The sequence below is a fragment of the Bradyrhizobium sp. Pha-3 genome, from assembly GCF_042258325.1.
Taxonomy (GTDB): Bacteria; Pseudomonadota; Alphaproteobacteria; order Rhizobiales; family Xanthobacteraceae; genus Bradyrhizobium; species Bradyrhizobium elkanii.
This window is the reverse complement of record NZ_CP170151.1, coordinates 1,957,625-1,980,757: the sequence shown is the minus strand read 5'-3', so window position 1 is coordinate 1,980,757 and position 23,133 is coordinate 1,957,625. Positions and strand designations below refer to the sequence as shown.

19 protein-coding genes and 1 riboswitch are annotated in these 23,133 nt (G+C 58.1%); of the genes, 13 read left to right on the top strand and 6 right to left on the bottom strand.

Going from position 1 to position 23,133, the window contains the following annotated elements:
• Positions 1-68: 68 nt before the first annotated feature.
• The 3 genes from ACE10X_RS09465 to ACE10X_RS09455 form a co-directional block, all read right to left on the bottom strand.
• Complete coding sequence (locus ACE10X_RS09465; RefSeq protein WP_162136766.1) at positions 69-1,142, bottom strand: ribonucleotide-diphosphate reductase subunit beta; 1,074 nt, start codon at positions 1,140-1,142, stop codon at positions 69-71.
• Positions 1,133-2,962, bottom strand: a complete 1,830-nt coding sequence (locus ACE10X_RS09460; protein WP_225161267.1) for a ribonucleoside-diphosphate reductase subunit alpha — start codon at positions 2,960-2,962, stop codon at positions 1,133-1,135. Before ACE10X_RS09460 ends, ACE10X_RS09465 begins: the two co-directional genes overlap by 10 nt.
• 210 nt (positions 2,963-3,172) lie before the next feature.
• Positions 3,173-3,389, bottom strand: a riboswitch (cobalamin riboswitch).
• Positions 3,390-3,790: 401 nt separating this feature from the next.
• Positions 3,791-4,723: a hypothetical protein gene (locus tag ACE10X_RS09455; protein ID WP_026192318.1), complete on the bottom strand. Its 933-nt coding sequence runs from the start codon at positions 4,721-4,723 to the stop codon at positions 3,791-3,793.
• Positions 4,724-5,424: 701 nt separating this feature from the next.
• Here ACE10X_RS09455 and ACE10X_RS09450 point away from each other — a divergent pair.
• Both ACE10X_RS09450 and ACE10X_RS09445 read left to right on the top strand, forming a co-directional pair.
• The gene (locus ACE10X_RS09450) at positions 5,425-5,673 is read left to right on the top strand and encodes a hypothetical protein (protein WP_016847924.1); all 249 of its coding nucleotides are present in this window, start codon (positions 5,425-5,427) and stop codon (positions 5,671-5,673) included.
• 1,268 nt (positions 5,674-6,941) lie between these two features.
• On the top strand, positions 6,942-8,630 hold the full coding sequence (locus ACE10X_RS09445) for an HrpF/NolX family T3SS translocon protein (protein WP_304500227.1): 1,689 nt from the start codon (positions 6,942-6,944) through the stop codon (positions 8,628-8,630).
• 164 nt (positions 8,631-8,794) lie between these two features.
• On the opposite strand, the gene ACE10X_RS09440 is transcribed toward ACE10X_RS09445, so the two are convergent.
• On the bottom strand, positions 8,795-8,995 hold the full coding sequence (locus ACE10X_RS09440; protein ID WP_155258683.1) for a hypothetical protein: 201 nt from the start codon (positions 8,993-8,995) through the stop codon (positions 8,795-8,797).
• Between the two features lie 862 nt (positions 8,996-9,857).
• Here ACE10X_RS09440 and ACE10X_RS09435 point away from each other — a divergent pair.
• From ACE10X_RS09435 to ACE10X_RS09410, 6 genes are all read left to right on the top strand, one after another.
• Complete coding sequence (locus tag ACE10X_RS09435) at positions 9,858-10,091, top strand: hypothetical protein (RefSeq protein ID WP_075968406.1); 234 nt, start codon at positions 9,858-9,860, stop codon at positions 10,089-10,091.
• A gap of 116 nt (positions 10,092-10,207) precedes the next feature.
• Positions 10,208-11,098: a hypothetical protein gene (locus tag ACE10X_RS09430; protein WP_026192316.1), complete on the top strand. Its 891-nt coding sequence runs from the start codon at positions 10,208-10,210 to the stop codon at positions 11,096-11,098.
• Positions 11,099-11,131: 33 nt separating this feature from the next.
• A complete protein-coding gene (locus tag ACE10X_RS09425) occupies positions 11,132-11,668 on the top strand; it encodes a hypothetical protein (protein ID WP_016847917.1) in 537 nt (178 codons plus the stop codon).
• Between the two features lie 2 nt (positions 11,669-11,670).
• Complete coding sequence (locus ACE10X_RS09420; RefSeq protein ID WP_050994308.1) at positions 11,671-12,096, top strand: hypothetical protein; 426 nt, start codon at positions 11,671-11,673, stop codon at positions 12,094-12,096.
• 8 nt (positions 12,097-12,104) lie between these two features.
• Positions 12,105-14,228, top strand: coding sequence for a type III secretion system export apparatus subunit SctV (gene sctV / locus ACE10X_RS09415; protein WP_028343136.1), 2,124 nt, complete (start codon positions 12,105-12,107; stop codon positions 14,226-14,228).
• A gap of 208 nt (positions 14,229-14,436) precedes the next feature.
• Complete coding sequence (locus ACE10X_RS09410; protein ID WP_225161263.1) at positions 14,437-14,838, top strand: tetratricopeptide repeat protein; 402 nt, start codon at positions 14,437-14,439, stop codon at positions 14,836-14,838.
• Between the two features lie 200 nt (positions 14,839-15,038).
• Here the strand turns inward: ACE10X_RS09410 and ACE10X_RS09405 are convergent, their stop codons facing one another.
• Positions 15,039-15,359, bottom strand: coding sequence for a hypothetical protein (locus ACE10X_RS09405; RefSeq protein WP_018269940.1), 321 nt, complete (start codon positions 15,357-15,359; stop codon positions 15,039-15,041).
• Between the two features lie 746 nt (positions 15,360-16,105).
• Here ACE10X_RS09405 and ACE10X_RS09400 point away from each other — a divergent pair.
• A complete protein-coding gene (locus ACE10X_RS09400; RefSeq protein ID WP_240537185.1) occupies positions 16,106-16,816 on the top strand; it encodes a hypothetical protein in 711 nt (236 codons plus the stop codon).
• Between the two features lie 59 nt (positions 16,817-16,875).
• Here the strand turns inward: ACE10X_RS09400 and ACE10X_RS09395 are convergent, their stop codons facing one another.
• Entirely contained in the window at positions 16,876-17,040 is a 165-nt protein-coding gene (locus ACE10X_RS09395) for a hypothetical protein (protein ID WP_016847912.1), read from the bottom strand.
• Between the two features lie 288 nt (positions 17,041-17,328).
• Between ACE10X_RS09395 and ACE10X_RS09390 the strand changes: the two genes are divergently transcribed.
• The 4 genes from ACE10X_RS09390 to ACE10X_RS09375 all read left to right on the top strand — a co-directional run bounded on the left by ACE10X_RS09390 (position 17,329) and on the right by ACE10X_RS09375 (position 22,963).
• Positions 17,329-18,597, top strand: a complete 1,269-nt coding sequence (locus tag ACE10X_RS09390; RefSeq protein ID WP_018269939.1) for a pitrilysin family protein — start codon at positions 17,329-17,331, stop codon at positions 18,595-18,597.
• Positions 18,594-20,039, top strand: coding sequence for a pitrilysin family protein (locus ACE10X_RS09385; protein WP_050994307.1), 1,446 nt, complete (start codon positions 18,594-18,596; stop codon positions 20,037-20,039). Before ACE10X_RS09390 ends, ACE10X_RS09385 begins: the two co-directional genes overlap by 4 nt.
• A 1,358-nt stretch (positions 20,040-21,397) precedes the next feature.
• Positions 21,398-22,147 (top strand): hypothetical protein, encoded by a 750-nt coding sequence (locus tag ACE10X_RS09380; RefSeq protein ID WP_018269936.1) that lies wholly within the window; start codon positions 21,398-21,400, stop codon positions 22,145-22,147.
• A 60-nt stretch (positions 22,148-22,207) separates the two neighbouring features.
• A complete protein-coding gene (locus tag ACE10X_RS09375; protein ID WP_018269935.1) occupies positions 22,208-22,963 on the top strand; it encodes a hypothetical protein in 756 nt (251 codons plus the stop codon).
• Positions 22,964-23,133 lie beyond the last annotated feature (170 nt).

Sequence of the window (23,133 nt, the reverse complement as noted above, 5' to 3'; positions counted from 1 at the left end):
CAGCGGCAGAGCCGACTTTCGCAAACGTCCGAAAATGCGGGGGCGCTCCAAAGCGCCGTTCCGTCTGGCTACGTCCGGCCGAAAGCTGCCCACACCCCGTCTTCGCCGTCCCAGCTGCCGCGGCTCGCCGCCTTGGAGTACTCGGTGGCGCGCTGCTCGAAGAAATTAGCGTGCTCGACGCCATTGAGAATCTCGACGAGCCAAGGCAGCGGATGCGCCTTGAGCTGGGTGAACCCGCCCTCCTTGGCTTCGAAGAAGCCGAAGACCGGGGCAATCCGCAACTGGGTCAGTCGCCAGTCGGCGACATAGCGGACGTAAGTGTGGATCTGCTCAGGCCTCATGCCCTCGATCTTGCCGAGGCCGAAGGCGAGGTCGACGAAATTCTCCTCCAGCTTCACCATGGTTTTGGCGACGTCGACGATATCGTCACGGACGGAGCGCGTCACCGCGCCGGTTTCTCGGTTCCATTCGTGAAACAGCTTGATAATGCCCTCACAATGCAGGCTCTCGTCGCGAACCGACCAGCTTACGATCTGTCCCATGCCGTTCATCTTGTTGTGGCGGGGGAAATTGAGCAGCATCGCGAAGCTCGCGAACAACGCCATGCCTTCGGTGAAGGCGCCGAACATCGCCAAGGTCCTGGCGACATCGGCTACTGTGTCGACGCCGAACTCGTGCATGTAGTCCGCCTTGGCACGCATCTCGGAATAGCCGCGAAATGCCTCGAACTCGGTCTTGGGCATGCCGAGCGTTTTGAGCAGCAGCGCATAGGCGTCGATGTGGACCGTCTCCATATTAGTGAAGGCCGCCATCATCATCTGGACGGTGAGCGGCTGGAAGATCGGGATGTAGCGCTTAAGATAGTTATCGCCGACTTCGATGTCCGATTGGGTGAAGAAACGGAAGATCTGAGTGAGCAGCGCGCGCTCACTGTCGGTAACGCGGTCCGATGCCCAATCCTTGAGGTCGGCACCAAGCGGCACCTCCTCGCCCATCCAATGGGTCTGCTGCTGGCGCTTCCAGAACTCGTAAGCCCAGGCGTAGCGATCGACGTCATAGCTGCCGGTCGAGTCGAGGAGGCCGACGCACCGTTTGCCGATCAGTGTGCGCGGATCGACGGATGAGAGATCGATCACTGACATGCGAGGCACTCCTCATAGTCAGTGTGCCGCTGCGGCTGCGGCGGCGCCGCGTTGTCGCCGTCAGCGATGTTGCCGGCGAACGCCGCGCGCGAGATCGATTTTGAACGGCAGTAGTAGAGGCTCTTCACCCCGCGCTTCCATGCCGTCCAATGCAGCATGTGAAGGTCCCACTTATCGACGTCGGCCGGCAGATAGAGGTTAATCGACTGGCTCTGGCAAATGAACGCGGCGCGGTCGGCGGCAAGCTCGACGATCCAGCGCTGGTCGATTTCGAAGGCGGTGCGAAAGACCGCTTTTTCGTGTTCCGACAGGGTGTCGAGATGGGCGACTGAACCCTCGTGCGCGATGATCGACTGCCAGGTCGCCGAAGTATCTGCGCCCTTGGCGGCCAGCAGCTTGGCGAGATGCGGATTACGCACCGAGATGGCACCGGACAAGGTCTTATGGGTGTAGATGTTGGCCGGGATCGGCTCGACGCAAGCGCTAGTCCCGCCGCAGATGATGCTGATCGAGGCGGTTGGCGCGATCGCGATCTTATGGCTGAAGCGCGCCATCACACCGCGTTCCAGTGCATCCGGGCACGGCCCACGCTCGCGCGCGAGCGTCACGGATGCCGCGTCGGCATCGCGACGGATTTTCCGGAACATGTTCAGATTGAACGACTTGGCCACGACACTTTCCATCGGAATGCCCTTGGCCTGCAGGAACGAATGGAAGCCCATGACGCCGAGGCCGACGGAGCGCTCACGCAAGGCGGCGTAGCGGGCACGCTTCATGCCGTCCGGCGCCACCGTGATGAAGTGGGTCAGCACGTTGTCGAGGAAGCGCATGACGTCCTCGATGAAGCCTGGCTTCTCATTCCACTGATCCCAGGTCTCGAGGTTGAGCGACGACAGGCAGCACACCGCGGTGCGCTCCTCGCCGCGATGATCGATGCCGGTCGGCAGGGTAATTTCGCTGCACAGGTTGGAGGTAGAGACCTTGAGGCCGAGCTCGCGCTGGTGCTTGGGGAGCGACCGGTTCACGGTGTCAATAAACAACAAGTAAGGCTCGCCGGTCTGCAGCCGGTTCTCCAGGATGCGTTGCCACAGTTGGCGGGCGTCGATCTCGCGGATGACATCGTTGGTCCTCGGGCTGCGCAGAGCGAACGCGGTGCCGGCGCCCACGGCACGCATGAACGCGTCGGTAACGTTGATCCCGTGGTGCAGGTTGAGACTCTTGCGGTTGAAGTCGCCGGACGCCTTGCGAATCTCGAGGAACTCCTCGATCTCGGGATGGTGGATATCGAGATAGACCGCCGCAGAGCCGCGCCGCAACGAGCCCTGGCTGATCGCCAATGTCAGGCCGTCCATGACGTGGATGAACGGGATGATACCCGAGGTAACGCCGCCCTTCACCTTCTCGCCGATCGAGCGAACGTTGCCCCAGTAGGTGCCGATGCCGCCGCCGTTAGAGGCAAGCCAGACATTCTCGTTCCAGGTGCCGACGATGCCTTCGAGCGAGTCCGACACCGAGTTAAGGAAGCATGAGATCGGCAGACCGCGCGTGGTGCCGCCGTTGGACAGCACCGGTGTGGCCGGCATGAACCACAGCCGAGACATCGCATCATAGAGACGTTGGGCATGCGCAACATCATCCGCGAAGGCGCAAGACACCCGCGCGAACATGTCCTGGAGCAATTCGCCGGCGAGCAGGTAACGGTCGGTCACCGTCAGCTTGCCGAACGGCGTCAACAGGTCGTCGCGCGTCCGATCGAGCTTGAGATCGGCCCGCCTTGGCGATGGAGCAAGGGGGCGCGGCAGCGGAGCCGGCGATGGCAAGACAAGACCCGACTCAGGCGGGGTAGGCCTTGCCTGCGCTGGGCGCGGCTGCACATGCGGCGGCTCAATGAGATGACCCTGCTGATCGAAATTGTAAGACGGCGACATCGGCAACCCCGCGATGTTGGGCGCGGGCCGGCGCGGACGACTTGCGAGGAATCCGGGCAAATGTCCCCGGCTGCAAGCGACCCACCGGGACACCCCGCCCGAGGACTTTCATTCGGTCGCGGCAGGTCTCCTGGCTCGCGGGTCACTGCGGCCATCGGCCTTCCCGGCGCTGTGTCGCGCCAGTGACCATGATGACAACCGCTCGCCGCTTACAGTTGCGGGGGCAGCCCCGGAGTTGCCGTTTTGGCGCACCGGGTTCCCTCTTAGCTTCCACCCTACAAGATGTGGGGAACGGAAGACCGTGACTGACTATAGATAGGTCTACGCGCCGGGATTCGTCAATTGGAGAGATCAAGATTTAGAAGGCAAAAACATACCGACCGCCCGGACCACTCTATCGCCGCTGTCACTTCTTGCTGCAGAGATGCCTTGGGCTGCCTTTCAGTTTCCGTTAAGCTTGCGCATAGTCGAGGAAATTCTGACCCACGTGTCGCATTGATGCGATCTATGAAACCGCGCGTCAGCAGAGAGGGAATTCGGCAAGGCGCTCTCCGATCTGAATCGCAGCGCTCGCCGCGACAAATGGCATCTGGACGAATCGTTATCCATCGTCGGCGAACAACATTGGCCCTGGCGCGCCTTCGACCAGAATGGCCTTGTTTTTCGACGTCTTGATCCAGCGCCGAAGAGACTCGCGCGCTGCACAGTGGTCCTTAACTGTCAGGGCTCCAGCGCAACGTGCAAGCCCTCGTTGCTTTCAACATGAACGTAACGGGGTCCAATCGGCCGTCCCCTGCCGCTGGCGACGGTGACAACGTCTTCCAGAGGCGTGGCCCGCGCATCCGCCTCTGGGCGAGACAAGATCAGATCCGCATGCAACAGCCCTTCTGATTCGAGGCCGGTCGCATCCACGCCAAGGGCCGCCAAGCTGGCCAAACAACTTTCAAACTCTTCAGCATCGCGAAAGCGACGCTGGATAAACGTCGCGCCGGTAAGACGTTCTGTCACAAGACCACGCTTTGCAAACGCTTCGGCCAACGATTCAAATGGGAACATTCGTAGCACAAAGGAGATGATCCATGGTTGCTTCTCTGTCGCATCGAGAATCTCGCTGAACGTCTTCTCGGTAACGTAGCCGATGCATCCGGTTGACATGATAACATCCACGGAGCGGAGAATGCGCGCGCTATCCGTCGATAGCGCCTCCTTTTCAAGGTCAGCGACGATGCCCTGCTCCAAGAGGCCAACACTCTTTGCATAGCTGATCGCCTGTACCGACACGTCGAGGCCGATAAAGCGCGCCAACCCGACATCAGGCCAGGCTGCATAAAAATTGCGATCGAGACTCACCAGTGTTTCAGAACTGATCGCCCTCATCTCACGCCGGGCGTAGCGGTGACGCAAGCCCCCGAAGGTCAGCGGAAAGCGATGCACTGCTGCGTTGATGCCGTATGAACATCCAACGTCGAGCACGACGGGCTTAAGGCCGGTTGCCGAAGCTTTCGCTGCCAGGATTTGGCGCACAACCGGCTCAGCCACGTCCGGAATCATATAATCTAGGTCTCCGAGGATCGAGAAATATGCCCTCGGATCATCAGAAGCATAAATATTATGGAATATAGCTTTAGACCGATTAATACGCGAAAAATCCATCCGCAACACAGTTCCTCCCATCTCATTTGCAAGCGAGTCGACGACAGTGCCTTCGTACTCGCCCGCACTTTGGTATACAGGTCGGTCTTACACCCGCCGATGCGACAGCAGAAGCGGCAAGCGGACAAGAGCATCCGCCTGCGTAAGATTTTCATGAAACTGGTCCCGCACCGATGAACAGCCGCTGGAGATACATTCGGCCGAGTTGAGAGCGGGTCGAGGCAACGGCAGGCAACATGAGAAGAACCGTTTCTGTCGCGTGATAAGATTGGCAGCATTCGTGAGCGCGAATCGGCCAGCACCTTAGAGAAGCGAGCTGACCGAAAGCTGACGAGCGTTCGTTACCCGATGACCGCGGCAGGTTTCCATTTAGGAAGAAGCATCGGCCTCCAACTTGGGACGAATTTTGGTGTCGATCCTGTCGTGAAAATAGCAGGTATACTCATCCGATCTCGGAGGCTGCATCTTGAAGAAAGTGCTATGTGTTCCTGTTTTCACCTGCCTGACGTCGCCAGGACGCTCGGCGCGCCGCTGACGCTGCCATCGACGCCTTACAGTTACATGTTCTGGATCAGGACCTCGCGACCGCACTACAGGAATTCGGTCACAATCGGAATATCCGGGTCAATGTAAGTACTGGGGTGAAGGGGCGGATTCGCGGGCGGCTACCGGAACTCCCACCGCGAGAATTTCTCGACCGCTTGATCAAGCTCTATAATTTTCAATGGTACTACGATGGGCGGGTGCTTTACGTATCCGACGCGCACAAGGCGCAAAGCCGACTACTGATCTTGAATCCGATCAGCTTTGATGCATTCAGAGACGGCAAAGCCGTCGCGTATCGCAACGACGCCACAGGCTTCGAGCAACAGCTGTCCGAGCTAGGAGGTAGCGGCATCCTACATCGCAGCTTGCGATTTTTTTTGATGCGAACCTTTGAACTGCTCTAAAAGACTCGTCATACGGATGAAATTCGACGTTTAAGGATGAGAGACGTTCCCGCTGTGAGGAGTAACACGGGCCTCAACCGGCAATAAGCAGACATGCGCGGTCAATCCAAGGAGCTTTGAGCAGAAACTGACGGGACCGCATGAAGCGGACGAATCTAACTAACTAGCATCGGATTTGGCCGAAGCTTGGAGCCGCGCCGTCACGCGCCGAGCCATCATTCGACGGCGGACGTGCCGCCACCACTGGTCCTCACTCGCCAAGCCGCCACATTCCTTAGATCGACATGCTGAGAAACTGCAATGTGATGTCAGGCAGGCACCCGCGGACAACAACTTTCGCCATCGCGGGTGTGCCGCACATGGCCGAACCGCGAGGAGAAAACTTATTCGTCTCCCAAGTCGTTAAACCTGCTCTTGCGGCTAGTTTGCGTCCGCCCTTCGTAACCGCGTGACCCAACTGTTATCTCGTATTGAGCCCGCGACGTGGATTCGATGCAGGGTCGAAGAGCGCAGCGGCCAAGGACGAACAAAAGGACTTAGGCCGGGCGTCCGAGCTTTGATGTTTGTCAGTGCAAGTTGGGTCCGCTCAACGCGTCTGACGATGGAGTTTTTCGAGGACTTGGTCGACGACCGGTATCTGAGCCGACCATGCTGGATGCGCAGCTCAGAAGAGCCAGCAGCTCAGAAGAGCGAGCACTTTTTCTGGCGCAGGCGCGGGGGTGGCTACTGCGAAATCAGCGCCCACCTTAAGGTGTTCCGGAGCTCTTGCGAGATTGTTGGACCAAATCAACGAATGCTCCCGATAGGCAGACGTAAAGCTTTAACTCGCTGACATGGCACCAGGCCAGGCGAACGCAACTAAGCGAAGCTGGCACCGGCATTGAAATACGTCCAGGTCCCTTGCGGGCAAGACTACTTCATCAATCACCCTGAAATCGTCTGAGCGCCGTCAGCTTCTCGAAAGGTTGTCCGTTTTACCATACGGGCGAATATTTAGACGGCGGCGTTCCCATGGATAGTCGCGAAACTGAGCGCTGAAGGCGCACTGAGCAACAGGATGCAAGTGGTAGGACCTGTTGAACTCTGCCGATCAACACTCCCTGTTCGTCGCGATCTCGGGCCGCGCCGGTGACCGTCTTGTGGTGCACACTTACATCGGAGGACGTGTAATGTCAGTCGACCTATCGCCAACCGCCAACTCAACTGTGGCTTTCTCCGGAATGCCCGCCCCTCCCTCGTCGGCGCAGGACTTTTCCAGCTTTCAGGCGATGCTGGCCAGCCTCTCCTCGAAAGACACGACCAACGATCATTCAGCATCGCAAGTGACGGCCTCCACAGAATCAACCAAGCAACTGACTGAGGAACTCACGCAGGAGGCGCGGAGTATCCTGCCACCAGAGATAAGGGCAGCATTGGATGCATATCAGGATGACCCACAGCCGTCCTGTGCTGCCGGCAGCCCAATCATTGCGGAAGCGCCCGTACAAAGCTCAAGGATCACCTGGAACGGTGGCACGCTGACTAATGCGGAACTGCAGATTGTCTCTGTGCTGAACCGCCACAAGGACAAATGCCCGCTTGATTGGAAGTCTCTGGGAGATTTGGCCAACGATCCCTCGACACCGCCGGATCTAAAGGCGGCGATCGAGGCACTGCAACAGGACCCGGAGCTCTTCTATGCGATCGGTTCGCAAGGCGACGGCCGCTGTGGCGGCAAGATCAAAGCGGGCGATCTCAGCGGCTTTTCCGACCATCACCCTCAAGTTGCCGCGTTCCAGGAGCAGCGGGCGCGGATCTACGAGCAGAACTACATGCCATCCGACGGTACCGGGAACGGTGAGCCATCGGTCATGACACTGACCGATGCCTTGCGCGAACTCTACCGCTATTCCGATAACCTGCCCAAGAACTTGAGCCTTGCGGATTTCAGGCGCATCGTGGACGGCAACGCCGACATTGGCAAATGCCCCCCACAGGTCCTCGCCGCGGCTCAATATTTTCTCGACCACCCGGATCAATGGAAGCAGTTGTACGGCGGCTCGATAGATAAGGTCCACAAGGAGGACTTCCTGCAGGTCGCTTCGTCATCGATGAGTCTCACTCGACCCGAGCTGAGCACACTAAACACGATCAACAAGAACCAGGACGCTTTCTTTGGAAATGGCGATCTGACCCGGGAAAAGCTCGTGAGTATGGTGGACGACAAGAGACTTTCCCCTGAGGTGCGAAGCGCGGCTTCCCAGCTGCTCTCGGATCCTGTGCTGTTCGGATTGATGAACAACGCGATTACTGGTTACAAAACCCACCACAAGTTTTTCGACTTCGGCGGCGGCCATACGGTCGATTCCGGAAACATCAGCAGAAACGATTTCAACCAGTTCTTCAACAACATGTCTGGTGCGAACCGCGCCGCTCCGCAATTGAAAACGCATGCCGCTCAAACGCCGGCCGAACAGGAGGCTACCGCAGACATGATGATTGGCGCGGCAGATCAGCCCGACATCAAGTCTCCCAAGAAGAACGGTGGCGCCCTCATGCACGCAATTAATGACGTGCTCAAGGTAGGCTCGAAGGTACTCGACTGGACAGCGACGGCCGTTGGTGTACTCGGCTTCATTCCAGGGCTGGGCGAACTGGCCGATCTTGCTTCAATGGTGATCGAGGCCGAAGCGCAAGCTGCAAATCTTCTGCACACCGCGATCAGCGGCGGCAACATGAAGAAGGCGCTGGAGGAAGCCGGGCTGAGTCTTGCGGCGCAGGCCGTGGGCTGCATCGCCGGCCCCGAGGTCAAGATAGCGATTCGAGAAGGCTTGGTGAAGCAGGCAATTCAAGAAGCGGCGACGGCCGGCATCAATCTGCCGGTGTCGATGGCCCAGTCCTACGCGGAGGACTATCTGAATAACCTCAAGGCACGGATTGAATCCGAGCGCACGCAAGCTGCAGGTGCCTACGCCTAGTCGTAGCGGCGCTAACGAAAGGCCAGCTTGCGCGGCCTGCGCGGTAGGGTCGTCCCCGCCGCGCAGGTCGCGCAAGCATATTCGATGCTTACACCGACGAGCGTGCTTGTCGCTAGCTAAACCGGCGCATTTGTCGGCTGCACTCGAGCACCCGACGGGCGTTCTCACATCGCGTGCGCCACCGCGAAGATTTCGCCGGGCCGATTGCGCCACCCATCGCGGACGGTAAACTTGTTGATGCCTTCACGCCGCGACGGAACCGGTGGAGTGGCGTGCCTGACCGGTTTACGTCGTCGGATCGAGAGCACATTAATGGAGGTGACGCTCAAGGTCCTTGTCTCCAGCGCCTCCTGATCGCTGTCCACGAAAGTGATCCATTTTTATGGGCCTGCTCCGAGCGGGAATGGAAGATCGCTCTTCATCGCTGACTCGCATGAGCAACTTTATCCTGGCGCAGCAGCCCGGGACAGGATCTAGACAAATCGCTGCGTGGTTCGAGGTACCTAAACTGCCGAACGAGCTGCGAGGGGTCCAAAGCCGGGCGAGTCCCGAGATGGGCCACGTCAAAGCTTAAGCCCGTTTTATCCGTCCGGCGCTTACATTCCGCTTGTCAACGCTGCGCTTTGATGAACAACGGCTTGCCTGATCAAGTGCCACATAGGCGAGGTCTTGTACCAACCCTGTGATCTGCAGCTTACGCCGACACACTGCCGAAATATGAGGCGGCCTGTCCAGAGGCAACATCAAAGAGATCGGCTCACAGAATTTCTGAGGCTCGTCAGCTTGTCGAAAGCTAATGCTTCCATAGTAGCCGTGACGGCGACCGCTCCCTCCGCACGAACGAAGTTTTGAAGTAGGAGAACCCGATGCGCATTTCCAGCTCTAGCGCCGCTGGGCACCTTGATTCCGACCTCCACGCGACTGGCGGCGGCAAAAAAGGATCTCGGGCGCCTGGCGAGCACGATGATCATGGCCAATCGCATGGTGCAGGCGCTCCCTTAAATGGCGGCGCGTCTGGTCCAGACGCTGACTCGCAAGCCGCTGCTATGCAGCAAGCGTTCAACGTCGCTCTCGGCGCCGTCGCTATGCAGTTTGTAAGTAGTGCAATGGGTCGTTTCGACGACGCCATGGCCGAGACAGAGGAGGATTCCTGACCTCGCATGTTGCGGCGTCAGGAAAATCGGAGCCGCAAGGCGCGGCAATCTTCAAATAAACAGGAGAGACAATATGGCTGATAAGGTTGGTGCTTCTCATTCCTCGACGGCGGGTGGCGCAGCTGGTACTGCTACTGCAGCCGCGGGTTCCGCCGCAGCTGAAGCTGCGGGAGAAGCGGCATTCAACAGGCAGCTCGCCGCCCTGACTGCCAGCAGCACGAAGGCTGCTGAAAGGGATGTAGAACTTCGCGTCGTCTCGACAGAACTCTCGACCGTCAAGAAAGTGGCCGACGAGCGGGTGCAGTAACGGATGAAGCGGGACGAAATTATATCCTCCCGCTTTTGCCGGCCGCATGATCTGTGAAGTCGCAACAGACCGTACGGCTTTGCCGTACGGTCTCGTTCTTCATTCAGGAGACGATCGTGAATGAACCAGCTTCCCCGCTATTCGAAGTGTTGTCGGGGTGTTATTCCGGGTTGACCGGCAAAGCGGGGAGCGGCTCCTGCTTGATTGGCAGCAGCCTCGATGCTGATTTGGTCTTCATCGAGCAAGGCCTCGAACCGCACCATCTTCGCGTCAGCTGGCATATCAGCTCGATCGAGATCGAGGCCCTTGCCGCGGACGTCGCGATCGAGGGTCGCGGCCCTATTTCGCCAAATGAGACCGTTGTTGTCCCTCTTCCTGCCGTCATCCATATGGGCGCGATGTCCATTCGCTGCTCGACCGAAGGCACTCAGCAAGCCGGCTCTACCGGGCGCTGGCATGTACCGATTATCCCGCTTGCCTTGGTCCTCATCAGCTCTGCCGCAGTTGGCACCCTTTCAACGAGATTTGTCCAGTTCGACAGCGCCGCAGCGCTGAGCACCTCGTCCTCCGCCACGGACATTGCCCCCAAAATCGCGCTCGCGACCCCTGATGTTCCGGCCACCGACGCAGCGGCTCAACGGCTGCAAGGGGAAGTTGACGCGGCGGGCCTGCTCGGCATCAAAGTCAGTTCCGGGCCGGGCGTTGTGACCGCCGATGGCACTATTACGCCTGCCTCGCTCGCTAAATGGCGGGAAGTCCAGCAGCGGTTCGATGTCCAAAGCAATGGTGCTTATACGCTCGTCAGTGCGGTCGCCATCAAGGAGGAGAAGGCGCCCCCCGCAATTGCCGTCCAGGCAGTTTGGCGCGGAAGCGCCCCTTATCTGGTCATTGCTGGTCAAAAGTACTTCGCGGGTGCACTCCTGAGCAATGGATGGACCGTAAAGGAGATCGAGGACGGACGTGTGCTGCTGACACGCAATGGCCAGCTTGCTGCTTTGTCTTATTAGAGTTTTAGCCCGCGGCCAACGAAGGAACGTTTCATGACTAGGCTGCCGCAGCGGTCCGTAGAGCCTGGCATCGCCTTTCAGGGAATTAACAACGAGCATCATGCACCTGTTATCGCCCCGGCCACACCTCAGGCCAGCAGCGTCGGCATCGACAAGGTCCATGGAAACGGCAAGGGTCACACGTCAGTTGTCCAACAGCGCGAAGCGCAGGAGCGGTTGGCTGCCAGCACGATCGATAACGCGCTCGAACTCAAGTCAATCGATCCAATCTCGCGGATCAATCCCACCGATGCCACCGAGCACGCAGGTAAGATCGAAACGAGTTCGGAACTTGCCTGCCTGAAGGGCCCCAATCTCGCGCATAGCCTGCTCTCCTTCGTCACGCCCCGCCTGCGTCATTCGCATGTAGTACGTCCGGAGCAACACGGCCTTCTCCTCGAGCGTCTGGCCGATGCGCTGTCAGCCGCGCCAGAGGGCTCGGTGGCAGGCGAAGGGGCTGCGCTTCTGCGGCTGGAGCTGCGGCGTTTAATCCTGCTCCGGCAGAATCACAACAGCTTGATCCAAGGCTAGCAATGCCAGATCCGCACGAAGTGCAGCACTTCACACCTACCCGGTCGTCGAATGTTTCCAAAGCCGATCGGGCAGTTCCGATCTCTGGGCCCGAGCGCGATTTGCTCTGCACGCTTTCCTATGTCCACCTTGCGTGCGGGCAGAGCGCACACAGTCTGGCGCTCTTGCGGCTCGTCGTTCACGAACATTCTCAAGACGTCGAGCTGCTTCGCATCCTCGCCTATGCCCTCATCTCGGAGCGCCTCGGCGAGGAAGCGCTATCGGTATTGGACAGGCTGGACATGCTTGATGATCAGCCATCGTCGCGTCTGCCATTGCTGCTGCTGCGCAGCCATGCTCTGCGTCAGGCTGGCCGCATGGCCGAGGCGCAGGCCACCTTCAAGCGCTATGTTTCCTTGCGGGGCAACCCGGCTCCGGTCAAACAATAAGGCTTTGCATGGCCAGTCACCTACGAAATCTCGTCGCCCGCGCACCGGCCCATCCGGATATCATGGTCGCACTGATGCTGCTTCTGGCGATCGGCATGATGATCATGCCGATCCCGATCATCGTGATTGACATGCTTATCGGCTTCAACCTCGGCTTTGCCATATTGCTGCTGATGGTTGCCCTCTATCTCAGCACGCCGCTTGATTTTTCGTCGCTGCCGGGCGTCATTCTGATTTCGACGGTTTTTCGTCTGGCGCTGACCATCGCAACAACACGCCTGATTCTTGCGGAGGGCGACGCCGGCAGCATCATCCGCACCTTTGGCGACTTCGTCATTTCGGGGAATATCGCTGTCGGAATCGTCATATTCCTGATCGTGACCATGGTGCAGTTCATGGTCCTTGCCAAAGGCGCCGAGCGCGTCGCAGAGGTGTCAGCGCGATTCACGCTCGATGCACTTCCGGGCAAGCAGATGGCGATCGATGCGGAGCTGCGCAACAACCATATCGATCAACACGAAGCACGTCGCCGGCGCGCGGCACTTGAGCAAGAAAGCCAACTTCATGGTGCAATGGATGGCGCCATGAAATTCGTGAAAGGCGACGCGATCGCCGGGTTGATCGTCATCTGCATCAATATGCTGGGCGGAATCAGCATCGGCCTGCTCTCCAAGGATATGTCGCTCGATGCCGCGATGCATCACTATACGCTGCTGACGATAGGTGATGCGCTCATTTCACAGATTCCCGCACTGTTGCTGTCGATTACGGCCGCGACCATCGTCACACGGGTCAACGGGCCTTCCAAGCTCAAGCTTGGGGCCGATATTGTCAGCCAACTTACGGCGAGCACACAAGCGCTTCGGCTGGCGGCCTGCGTCTTATTGTTAATGGGATTCGTTCCTGGCTTCCCCTTGCCCCCGTTCGTCATCTTGGCCGTCCTCTTCGCTGCCGCAAGCTATGTCAAGGTCGGCGCGAAAGGCGACGAGCCTGCCGCGAAGACAGGCGCAAACGTCACTGCTTCGGCACCGGCTCCAGCACAGGCACAGGCACAGAAGCAAGCCGCTCATGCGGAAGCACTTCCGATTGCGTTATTCCTTGCGCCGAACCTGACACATTCAATCGACAAAGACGAGTTGGAACAAAGCATCGCGCGCGTTTCCACGTCGGTATCGGCAGACCTTGGAATCACGGTTCCGCGTATCCCGGCCCGGATTGACCAGAACCTGTCCAAGTCGCAGTTCAGGATAGATGTCGATAGCGTGCCGGTTGAACGGGATGTGATCGATCCGACGCAACTCGTTCTCAACGATGATATTGCGAACATTGAACTAAGCGGCATCCCATTTCGGCAAGATCCGGAGACGGCTCGCGTATGGATCGAAGAACGCCATGCAGCTGCGCTCAAAGCCGCCGGGATCGGACACCACCGTCCGGTCGAAATTCTTGCTTTACGTCTCCATTCCACATTGACACGCTACGCACAGCGCCTGGTAGGCATTCAAGAGACACGTCAACTGCTTGCCCGAATGGAGCAGGAGTACGCCGATCTGGTGAAGGAAGTGCTTCGTACGGCGACCATTCCTCGGATCGCAGAGGTCCTGCGCCGTCTGCTCGACGAGGGGATACCCATTCGCAACACTCGCCTCCTCCTGGAGGCCCTTGCAGAATGGAGTGAACGCGAGCAGAACGCCGTCCTGCTCACTGAATATGTTCGTGCCGCCCTGAAGCGGCAGATCTGCTTTCGCTATGCCAATGCCCACCGCGTTGTGGCCGCCTTTATCATCGAGCGTGAGACTGAAGAGATAGTGCGCGTTTCGGTGCGCGAAACCGCTGTCGGACCATATCTCGTTCTGGACGATTGGCAGAGCGAGAAGCTGCTTTCACAATTCCGTCAGATCCATTCGACCATCGCACAAAGCCAAAGCCAGCCCGTCATTCTCGGCTCGATGGATATCCGGCGCTTCGTACGCGGCTTTCTCACCCGCAACGGGCTCGATCTGCCCGTTCTGTCTTATCAGGATCTCGCCTCGGAGTTCACAGTCCAGCCGATTGGGTCCGTGAAACTTCCGGCTACCAAGGAAAGGGTTCCTTCCTCGGAGCGTGGCGGGCTGCTTCCAGCCGCAAGTTAACAGAGCACAGCAGCTCGTCGTGAGATAGCCTATGAATTCCTATGAGATAAGCCTCTGGCGACGCGCATGCTTCCTTCGCTCAGCCTTGTGCTCAAGCTCGCTCGCTCTTGTTCTGCTCGCAGGCTGCGCTAACCCGGATAGGTCGGCCCTTTCATCGCGGCAGACGCCCTCGTCAGACCTAGCTGACGCCAAGGCGATCGATCCTGGCGTGCGCGAACGAATTCCATACAGCCTCGGTCGGGATGCTGATGAGCAAACTCTGCGCGATACGTTGAAGCAACAACCAAACAATGTCGATGCGGCGATCTCTCTTGCGCGGGTCCTGCTGGCCCGCAAATCGCCCGATCAAGCCCTTGAGGTTCTCGATAATGTCCTCTTGGCGGCTCCCGGCGATCTGCGCACACTGAACGCCAAGGGCGTTGTCCTCGATCAGAAGGGCCGCCATCAAGAGGCGCAAGGGCTATACCGCAAAGCTCTCGAAAGAGAACCCTCAAATGCGATGTTGCACAACAATCTCAAACTGTCGCTTGCGCTAGAAAGTAAGACGGAGACCGAGGATGCCGGGTCACAACCGCGGATGGATGACGCCTTGGCGCGCAGCGAACAATAGCGTGCAAAAGCTTGACGCTTGAGTGGCCGGCTTGCCGATAACTAGGCTCCCCTTAATCGGCCGCACTATACGCCGCCGCAAAACCTCAAAAGTAATTAGAGATGCGATCGATAATTGTATCGCCACGTGTAGTAACATTGCAATTCATCCGTTACTTACCTTGCATATGACACCGCCACCTTGCGCCGGCAGAGACCAAATTAAGCCTGCAGTCCGACATTCGTGAGAGCTTTCGCGGCTTCGATAGAATAGACAACATCCTCCGTGAACCGCTGCTTGGCGCCTTTCATCCACCCCTGAAGAATGCCGATCTGGTCGGGCGCTGAAGACGTCGAGGAGACATGCTTGAAGAACTCTGTCAACTGCGTCGCTTCGATTTGAATGCGCTCCTGCCAGTGCCAATAGGCCTCTGAGTACTTTTTCACAAACTCGCTTTGCGCTCCGATGGCTCGCTTCGTGAAGTCCTGAAATGCGCCGGCTGCAATGCCGATGTCATCGTTGATCCCGGTTTCTTTCGTCATCGCCATCTCCTGTATGGTTGTATATGGACGAGACGACGCCTGAGCAGCGCTCCCGCATGTCTCCCATGATCACTAATTGACGCGCCCACACACCATCTCATGATTGTGAGGCCACTATTGTCACTTCTCGACCGAGCAAGCGACGTGCCACAAACGATCGTGAGGGCTTGCCGTCCACGAACAGGAAAAACATGTACTTGATACAGCGCTCCCGCAGCCCTGATCCGCAGCGTCGGACTCTGGACATAATAAGTATCACACCGGACAGGGCAGAGTGCGACAGGAATAAGGGCAATGGCAGTTCGTACTAAACAGCGACGAAGGTGGATCGGGGAGCATTGCCAACGCTTCAATGCTCCGAGCCTGCTCAGCGCGCATTCTCGCACAGACCGTTGCTTGGTGCATGTCCCATCGCTCGAACTCCGCGCCAGAATATAGTGACGGCAAAGGCGTCGTGCAGTCCGAGCAACCGGCCGATGGTAGACTGACGATGCTATGCGTGTCGATCAGTACGACGAAACCAGTCGGCTGGTAAACGCGCGTATTCCACTTCTTCTTGGCTTGCTTCTCACCGCGATGAACTTTCGCTGGCCATTGACCGCAACCTTGGATGGGCCGAGAACAGTACGACCCGGACTTGCCCCACCAAAACTGAGAGGCGACGGCCGTTTCGTATGCAGCTAATATTTGCCAGGGTTCGGAAAGACAAAAACGTTCGCTTAAGCGCTCGCGGCTAGGGGACAGGGATGATCACGCCGGTTCGACGGGACTGGAATCCAAGCGAATTGTTCAGCGCTCTTACACCTGCGATGTTCAGCGCCGAACCATCAGCCATACGCGCACGTTGGGATAAATTGTGGCCTGATTTATACACGGAATATGACGCCCGGCATTTGAAACAAGAACTTGCCGCCAGAAATCTCATCGCGACCGATGAAGCTGCAGCATTTCTCAGCGCCTGGGTGATTGATGAAGAGCGCCACACCAATGGCTTCATCCGGATCATTGAACTTGTCGCGAACGGATCCGAAAAGCATCTTCGCGAGAGGTTGGGCGCTCGATCGCATGATTTTGGTCCGATTACCGATTACCTGAAGGACGAATTCTCCTTGTTAGTTATGATTGCGTTTGACGAAATGTGCACTTGCCGCGCCTACGCGGCAGAAAAGCCGTTTTACGACGCTCTTGGGAACAACACGTTTCATCATTGGCTGCGAGAGATAATTGCCGACGAGGCGGTTCATTCGATGAACGCTGTTAATGTCATTCGCGCGCGCTATCGCGACCGCATTGGGCAAGTCGGCGCAATACTCGATAGCCTCATCCGCGCGTGCGATAATCTACGCTATTCTGGCACCTTCGTCCTCGACTACTTCGGCACAGCGTACTCCAAGGAGCTTCTCGCCAACTCTCGCCTCGCCACCATGAGAAACATCGTCAAGCCACTCCCGGCGTAGAACGAGACAGCAACAGGCGACAGGGATTTGATCCGGAGTCATATCGCGGTTCAATTTGTCTATCCCCGCTGCCATTCTACGGTTTGCGCCAGATTGTCGTGTGCTTTCTTGCGCAATGTCGTGTTCACGACCTGCCGGCCGTTGACCTTTGACCAGAACACGCGCGCCGGATCGGTCTTGCGTCCGGTTGGCGCGCCGTGCGGCCCGTGCCGCACATCGGGCATTTGGCCCGACCTTTGCTCCTTGCCAAACCGTGTACAGCCTCCTGTTTTGTCGGTCTATCTGCCACAAAACATGGATCTCTATGGAGCGAAGGCAAGGCCATGAAGAACCGGAGTACCGTCAACGCCATGGCGTCGAGCATCGCTACTGGCGCTATCGATTCAGTGACACCCACCTCCCCGGCGGTCGAGCACAGGACGGCTGATAGCACCAATCGTAACCTATACTCTTCTGCGGAGGAGAGCATCTTTGCTGAGGACAAGGCCAGATCGGATCGACCGGCTACCCTCATGCTTCCAAACGGCCTGCAAGTGGTGATGATTCCGGATCATCGCGCACCCGTTGTGACTCAGATGATCTGGTATAAGGTTGGCTCCGCCGATGAGCCGGCGGGCAAATCGGGGCTAGCGCATTTCCTTGAACACCTGATGTTCAAGGGCACAACCAAACATCAGGCGGACGAATTCTCCCAGACCGTGCTGCGCGTCGGCGGCAATCAGAACGCCTTCACGGGAAGGGACTATACCAGTTATTTCCAGCACGTGCCGCGCGAACAGCTCGGCAAGATGATGGAATTTGAAGCCGACCGCATGACCGGTCTTATTCTCAAGGACCGGGACGTATTGTCAGAGCGCGACGTCGTGCTGGAGGAATATAATATGCGCGTCGCCAACAGGCCGGATGCGCGGCTTGTCGAGCAGATGATGGCGGCGCTCTACCTCAACCATCCCTACGGTCACCCTGTGATCGGCTGGCGGCAGGAGATCGAAAATCTCGACCGCGAAGACGCGCTCGCTTTCTACAAGCGTTTCTACGCGCCGAACAACGCCATCCTGATCATCGCGGGTGACGTCAAGGTCAGCGAGGTCCGCCCGATGGTGGAAAGGAATTTTGGCGGCATTCCCCCGCAGCCATCGATTCCTGCGGAACGCCTGCGACCGCAGGAGCCAACGCCGGCCGCGCCGCGCACCGTGACGTTGGCAGATCCCCGCGTCGAGCAGCCAGCCTTGCGCCGTCTCTATCTCGTACCCTCGGCTCGCACCGCGACCGCCGGGGAGAGTCCAGCGCTTGAGGTGCTCTGCAAATTGATGGGTGGTGGCATCAACTCATATCTCTATCGCGCGCTGGTAATCGACAGGCGGCTCGCGATCAGCGCCTGGACGCGCTACAGCGCTACTGCGATCGATCTCTCGCAATTCGAGATTTCTGCCACGCCGAAACCGGGCGTCGAGCTCGGGCAGCTCGACTGCGCCATTGACGAGACGGTCGCCGATATTGCGCACAATTCCCCGCAGGCAGAGGATTTCGAGCGGGTCAAGACACAGCTGATCGCGCAAGCAATCTATGCCCACGACAACTTGGAAGAGCTCGCGACCTGGTATGGCGGCGGACTGACGACCGGATTGAGCATCGACGACGTCCGAGGCTGGTCGGACAGCATCCGCGCCGTACGGGCGGAGCAGGTACTCGAGGCCTCGCGCAAATGGCTCGACAAGAAGCGCTCGGTGACCGGCTATCTCACCAAAGCGACGTCAAAGCACACGGAGAAACGATCATGACCTGTTCCTTTACACGGCGTTCCGTCCTCATCGGCGGAGCTTCATTGTCAATTGGAATGCTTGTTTCGCCAGATTCGCTCGGCGCCGCCAAGAGCGTTGCCGCGGCCAAGATCCAGCGCCTGGTCTCGCCCTGTGGGGTAGAAGCCTGGTTCGTCAAAGACGCAACTGTCCCGTTTATTGCGATGGAATTCGCTTTCAACGGCGGCGCGACACAGGACCCCGCCGACAAAGCCGGCGTCGGCCACATGGTCGCTGACTTGCTCGATGAAGGCTCCGGCGATCTCGACTCCAAGAGCTTTCACGAGCGGCTCGACCGTCGCGCCATTGAGCTGAGTTTTGGATCGACGCGCGATCAGTTCCGCGGTGCCTTACGCACGCTCGAGGAAAACGCGGATGAGGCCTTCGACCTTTTACGGATGGCACTAACCTTACCCCGTTTCGACGCGGCCGATGTCGAACGGATCCGTGCCAGCCTGCTCGCGAATCTTAGGAATGATTCAAACAATCCTTCATCGCTCGCCAATCGCAAGTTCCTCGAAGTCGCCTTTAACGATCATCCCTATGCTCGGCCAGCCGGAGGCACGCTCGAGAGCGTCCCGAAGATTGGCGTCACCGATCTCAAGGGCTATGTCCGGCGCGTGATCGCAAAAGACACCCTCAAGATCGCTGTGGTCGGTGACATTCAGCCAGACGTCCTCTGCGGACTGCTCGACAAGGCGTTTGGCGGCCTGCCGGCCAAGGCGGACTCGGTGCCGATTCGCGACGTCGTCGCAGCAAAGCCGCCGCAGCGCGTCTTCATTCCGCTCGATGTGGCCCAGACGGCTGTGACTTTCGGTGGTCCCGGCGTCCGCCGCAGTAAGCCCGATTTCATGGCCGCCAATATCGTCAACCACGTTCTCGGCGGCGACGGTCTGTCGTCACGGCTGTTTCGCGAAGTTCGCGAAAAGCGCGGGCTGGCCTATTCCGTCCGTCAGCAGCTGGTCTGGATGAATCATTCCGCCGTGTTCGTAGGCAACAGCGGCACCCGCGCCAATCGTGCCGGCGAGACGCTTGAAGAGATTGAGAAGCAGGTCCGCCGTATCGCCGACGAGGGCCCGACCCGACAAGAACTCGACGATGCAAAATCTTACCTGAAGGGCTCGAAGATGCTGGCTCTCAATTCTTCATCAAAGCTAGCGCGAACGCTGCTGCAGCATCAGCTTGACAAGCTACCTATCGACTATATCGAAAACTACAATACCATCGTCGATGCGGTGACGTTGGAAGACGCCAGGAAGGTCGCGCAGCGGCTGTGGGGCCAGGGTCTGCTCACCGTTATCGTCGGCCGCTCCCCACCGGTCGCGGCCGAGTCGGCACCTGTTCCCTCCGCCACGACGACCCCGTCACACGCCGAGCAGCTAGGCGCCACACCATCACCCGCTTTACCGAGGAAACCCAATTAACTCTCAGGCAACCTCAGCGCCGCAGGCACGAGACTCGCTCTCCACGTCCTCCGGTAAAGAACCGGCAGTTTGCTGCGGCGGAGCAAAAAAATTGCGCTCAAATTCTCGCACTAGCGGCGTAATCACACATTAACCGCTTGCCGATCGTTGCTAATCTCTCACTGCTGGCCCAAGCGGAATTCTTGGCCCTGGGGCCTTCGCAGAGCTAGAGTTTGCTCCTGTCGGCGGACTCCGGGGCAGAGAAGCAGGAGCTATGAAGTCGACGCTTCTTGTTTCCGCTCCTTACCCGATTTGCTAGCAAATATGTGCTTTTAGCTGCCTTGCGCTTTACAGGTGTGCTCAGTTACTGCGACCCTGGCGAACTGGCGTTATGTTCTGTGGTGTCACGCGGCCCGATCCTGAATACCTGTGACGATGATCAGCAGCGGCCCATCGTGGCAGCGGCAGCCCCACAATAACGGCGGGTTCCCTCGACGGCGCCGCCTGGGATGCCACCTGATCGGCCGCATTGTGGCGGACCTGATTATATGCACGAGAAAATTATCGCTTTCGACATGTCGCGGAACGGGCGACTCTCCGAGCGACCAACCTCCGTGTCGCTAGATGCAAGTATGGGGGATGGTCGGTGACGCTCATGCCCAAAGTGAAGATCCCTAATTGAGATGGTCATCAGGCTCGCCGATCAAGCAACTGCAGAAGGGCCCGTCGGATACCGCTTCCCGCCGTCGAACAGGTCCACAGAGCCGAGGTCCCGGGCCGAGCTCTCAGCTCGGCGCTCTGACATTCGAATGTGCAACGAGGCTTTAAACAGGCCGCTGCTCGATAGTTTTCTTGTTGTGTTCGCTCGTCACGTTGCCTGCCGGATGAGACGGCCGCCATGATTGTCGAGTTAGATGTCTGACGATCAACCGGATCAGCACGGCCGTGCGACCCAACGCGCCGAAAGCGTCTTAAGCACCGGGGCGGAACACCCCGGTCATGCCCACGCCAAAGCCCAACTTTCCTGACGTACGTGAGACTCTCGAATTGTTTGCGCTGATCAACGATCAAATTGAATTAGCATGATGGTGATCGCGATCATCAGCGCGCATGGTCGACTGCTCGAATAATTTGTCCTTTCAGCTCACCACAAACCTCACGTGAAACGCGATCACGAGAGATTAGTTATTGTCATCGAATTGCATCGTCGTCGCAATCAAAGAGCTCCGATGGCTCGGCACTGGAAAACCTCATCAATCGGGCCGCACCCGCGTCGAAGATTCAATAGCCCCTTCTTTCTGCCATGTTCGCATCCAAAGCAAAGACACGCCGATTGCGCACGTCGCGCGCGGCAATAGCGAGTGTCTCAGGAGAATTCCATGGTGAAGCCGGTTGTGATTGTGGTGGGCGCGGACAAAGGAGGCGTCGGCAAGACGACCGTATCACGAACGCTTCTGGACTACTTCAACGTCAATAACGTGCAAACACGCGCATTCGACACGGAGTCGCCGCGGGGAACGTTGAAGCGATTCTATCCCGCAATCACCGAGATCGTCGATATGGCGACGACGGCGGACCAGATGAAGATCTTCGATACCCTGAACTCAGGGCTATCCGTCACCGTTATCGATGCTCGCGCCGGCTTACTATCCACAGCACTGGCCTCCTTGCGCGACATCGGCTTTTTGGATTCGGCGCGATCCGGCCAGATCACTTTTGCCGTATTCCATATTCTGGGATCATCCATCGCTTCGCTGGACGAGATCGCCGAGACCGCGACCTACATGGCCGGCGCAAAGTACTATCTGGTGAAGAACTTCATCAACGATACTCAATTCTTCCAGTGGGACCAGTCGACCTATAATTCTTATTTTCACCGCATCAAGCATGCGACCGAGTTGACCATCCCGAAGCTCAACGAGATGGCCTACGAGCAGGTCGAAGTCGCTTCTGTCCCATTCGTCGATTTTGTCGCAAACAAGGGCCGGAACGATGAGCCGGCGAACAATTCCTTCGTTCTGCGCGGCTATGTACGGCACTGGCTGGCAAATGTCTGGAGCGAGTTTGATCGCATCAACTTGACGGAATTGGCCGGCGCCAAGTCAGCGACTCGGAGCGACGATAAGTAGTCGCATTATCGGCGAGCGACGGGTTGAGCCCAGGGACGAAGTGAGATTGATCTGCTGGCTATGTTAGCGACTCCTATCTACATCATCTGCTCTCCTAGCCCGCAGGTCGGCAAAACTCTCGTCGCTCGCCTCGTGAGCGAGTACTTGCTGCTGAAAAATGGTACGGCGCTCTCCTTCGATGTAAATCTCAAGGAACCGTCATTGCTCGATTATCTCCCCAACATCACGGAGACCGCAGATGTAATTGACACTTACGGTAAGATGCAACTGATGGACCCACTGATCATACACGATCGGGTAGCCAAGGTGATCGACCTCGGCTTCCACGCCTTCGACGAGTTCTTCAAGATGTGCGAGGAGATCGGCTTCATCAAGGAAACAGCACGCTGCTGTGTCGCGCCTGTCATCCTCTTCGTCGCGGGCGCTGACCGCCATTCCTTCCGTGGTTATCAAATGCTGCGGCGGCAGATTCCACCGGCGGCGCTGGTCACCGTCCACAATGAATTCGTGCTGCGCGAAGGACTACCTGACGCGATGGATTGTGAGCGAGTGCTCCGGATTTCCGCGCTCCCGTTGTTTCTAAAGAGATATATCGATCGGCTGAGTTTTTCCTTCACCGGGTATCTGCGCGACGAAAAGGACTGGACCACCGAACTGCATCAGTGGATCCGGCGAAACTACACCATGCTTCGTGATTTGGAGTCGAGCGTGATGCAGCGAGGGTCCTATCGATCTCGCGCAACGAATATCGAGAGCCTACGAGGCACAAGGGCGACTGTGGGACCGGTTCACTATCCATTTCGCTATCAGAGATGAACGAGTGATATTCGACAGAGTGCTCGCCTGGTCGAGTAGTCGATAGAACGATTTCTCTTGATCGTCCGCACAACCTAGCGACCGAGACCTGCCGGCAACTCATTCGCTCGACGAAACTTCTCCATTCGTTCCTCGATAAGGATCGATAGCCGCCTGAGATTGCGCGCAGC

Excerpts from the sequence above, each read along its gene's own strand:
- ACE10X_RS09420 (WP_050994308.1), top strand. The coding sequence starts at position 11,671 with ATGCCAGATCCGCACGAAGTGCAGCACTTCACACCTACCCGGTCGTCG.
- ACE10X_RS09465 (WP_162136766.1), bottom strand. The coding sequence starts at position 1,142 with ATGTCAGTGATCGATCTCTCATCCGTCGATCCGCGCACACTGATCGGC.
- ACE10X_RS09380 (WP_018269936.1), top strand. The coding sequence starts at position 21,398 with ATGGTGAAGCCGGTTGTGATTGTGGTGGGCGCGGACAAAGGAGGCGTC.
- ACE10X_RS09400 (WP_240537185.1), top strand. The coding sequence starts at position 16,106 with ATGATCACGCCGGTTCGACGGGACTGGAATCCAAGCGAATTGTTCAGC.
- ACE10X_RS09435 (WP_075968406.1), top strand. The coding sequence starts at position 9,858 with ATGGCTGATAAGGTTGGTGCTTCTCATTCCTCGACGGCGGGTGGCGCA.
- sctV (WP_028343136.1), top strand. The coding sequence starts at position 12,105 with ATGGCCAGTCACCTACGAAATCTCGTCGCCCGCGCACCGGCCCATCCG.
- ACE10X_RS09390 (WP_018269939.1), top strand. The coding sequence starts at position 17,329 with ATGCTTCCAAACGGCCTGCAAGTGGTGATGATTCCGGATCATCGCGCA.
- ACE10X_RS09375 (WP_018269935.1), top strand. The coding sequence starts at position 22,208 with ATGTTAGCGACTCCTATCTACATCATCTGCTCTCCTAGCCCGCAGGTC.
- ACE10X_RS09445 (WP_304500227.1), top strand. The coding sequence starts at position 6,942 with ATGCTGGCCAGCCTCTCCTCGAAAGACACGACCAACGATCATTCAGCA.
- ACE10X_RS09405 (WP_018269940.1), bottom strand. The coding sequence starts at position 15,359 with ATGACGAAAGAAACCGGGATCAACGATGACATCGGCATTGCAGCCGGC.
- ACE10X_RS09455 (WP_026192318.1), bottom strand. The coding sequence starts at position 4,723 with ATGGATTTTTCGCGTATTAATCGGTCTAAAGCTATATTCCATAATATT.
- ACE10X_RS09385 (WP_050994307.1), top strand. The coding sequence starts at position 18,594 with ATGACCTGTTCCTTTACACGGCGTTCCGTCCTCATCGGCGGAGCTTCA.
- ACE10X_RS09425 (WP_016847917.1), top strand. The coding sequence starts at position 11,132 with ATGACTAGGCTGCCGCAGCGGTCCGTAGAGCCTGGCATCGCCTTTCAG.
- ACE10X_RS09395 (WP_016847912.1), bottom strand. The coding sequence starts at position 17,040 with ATGCCCGATGTGCGGCACGGGCCGCACGGCGCGCCAACCGGACGCAAG.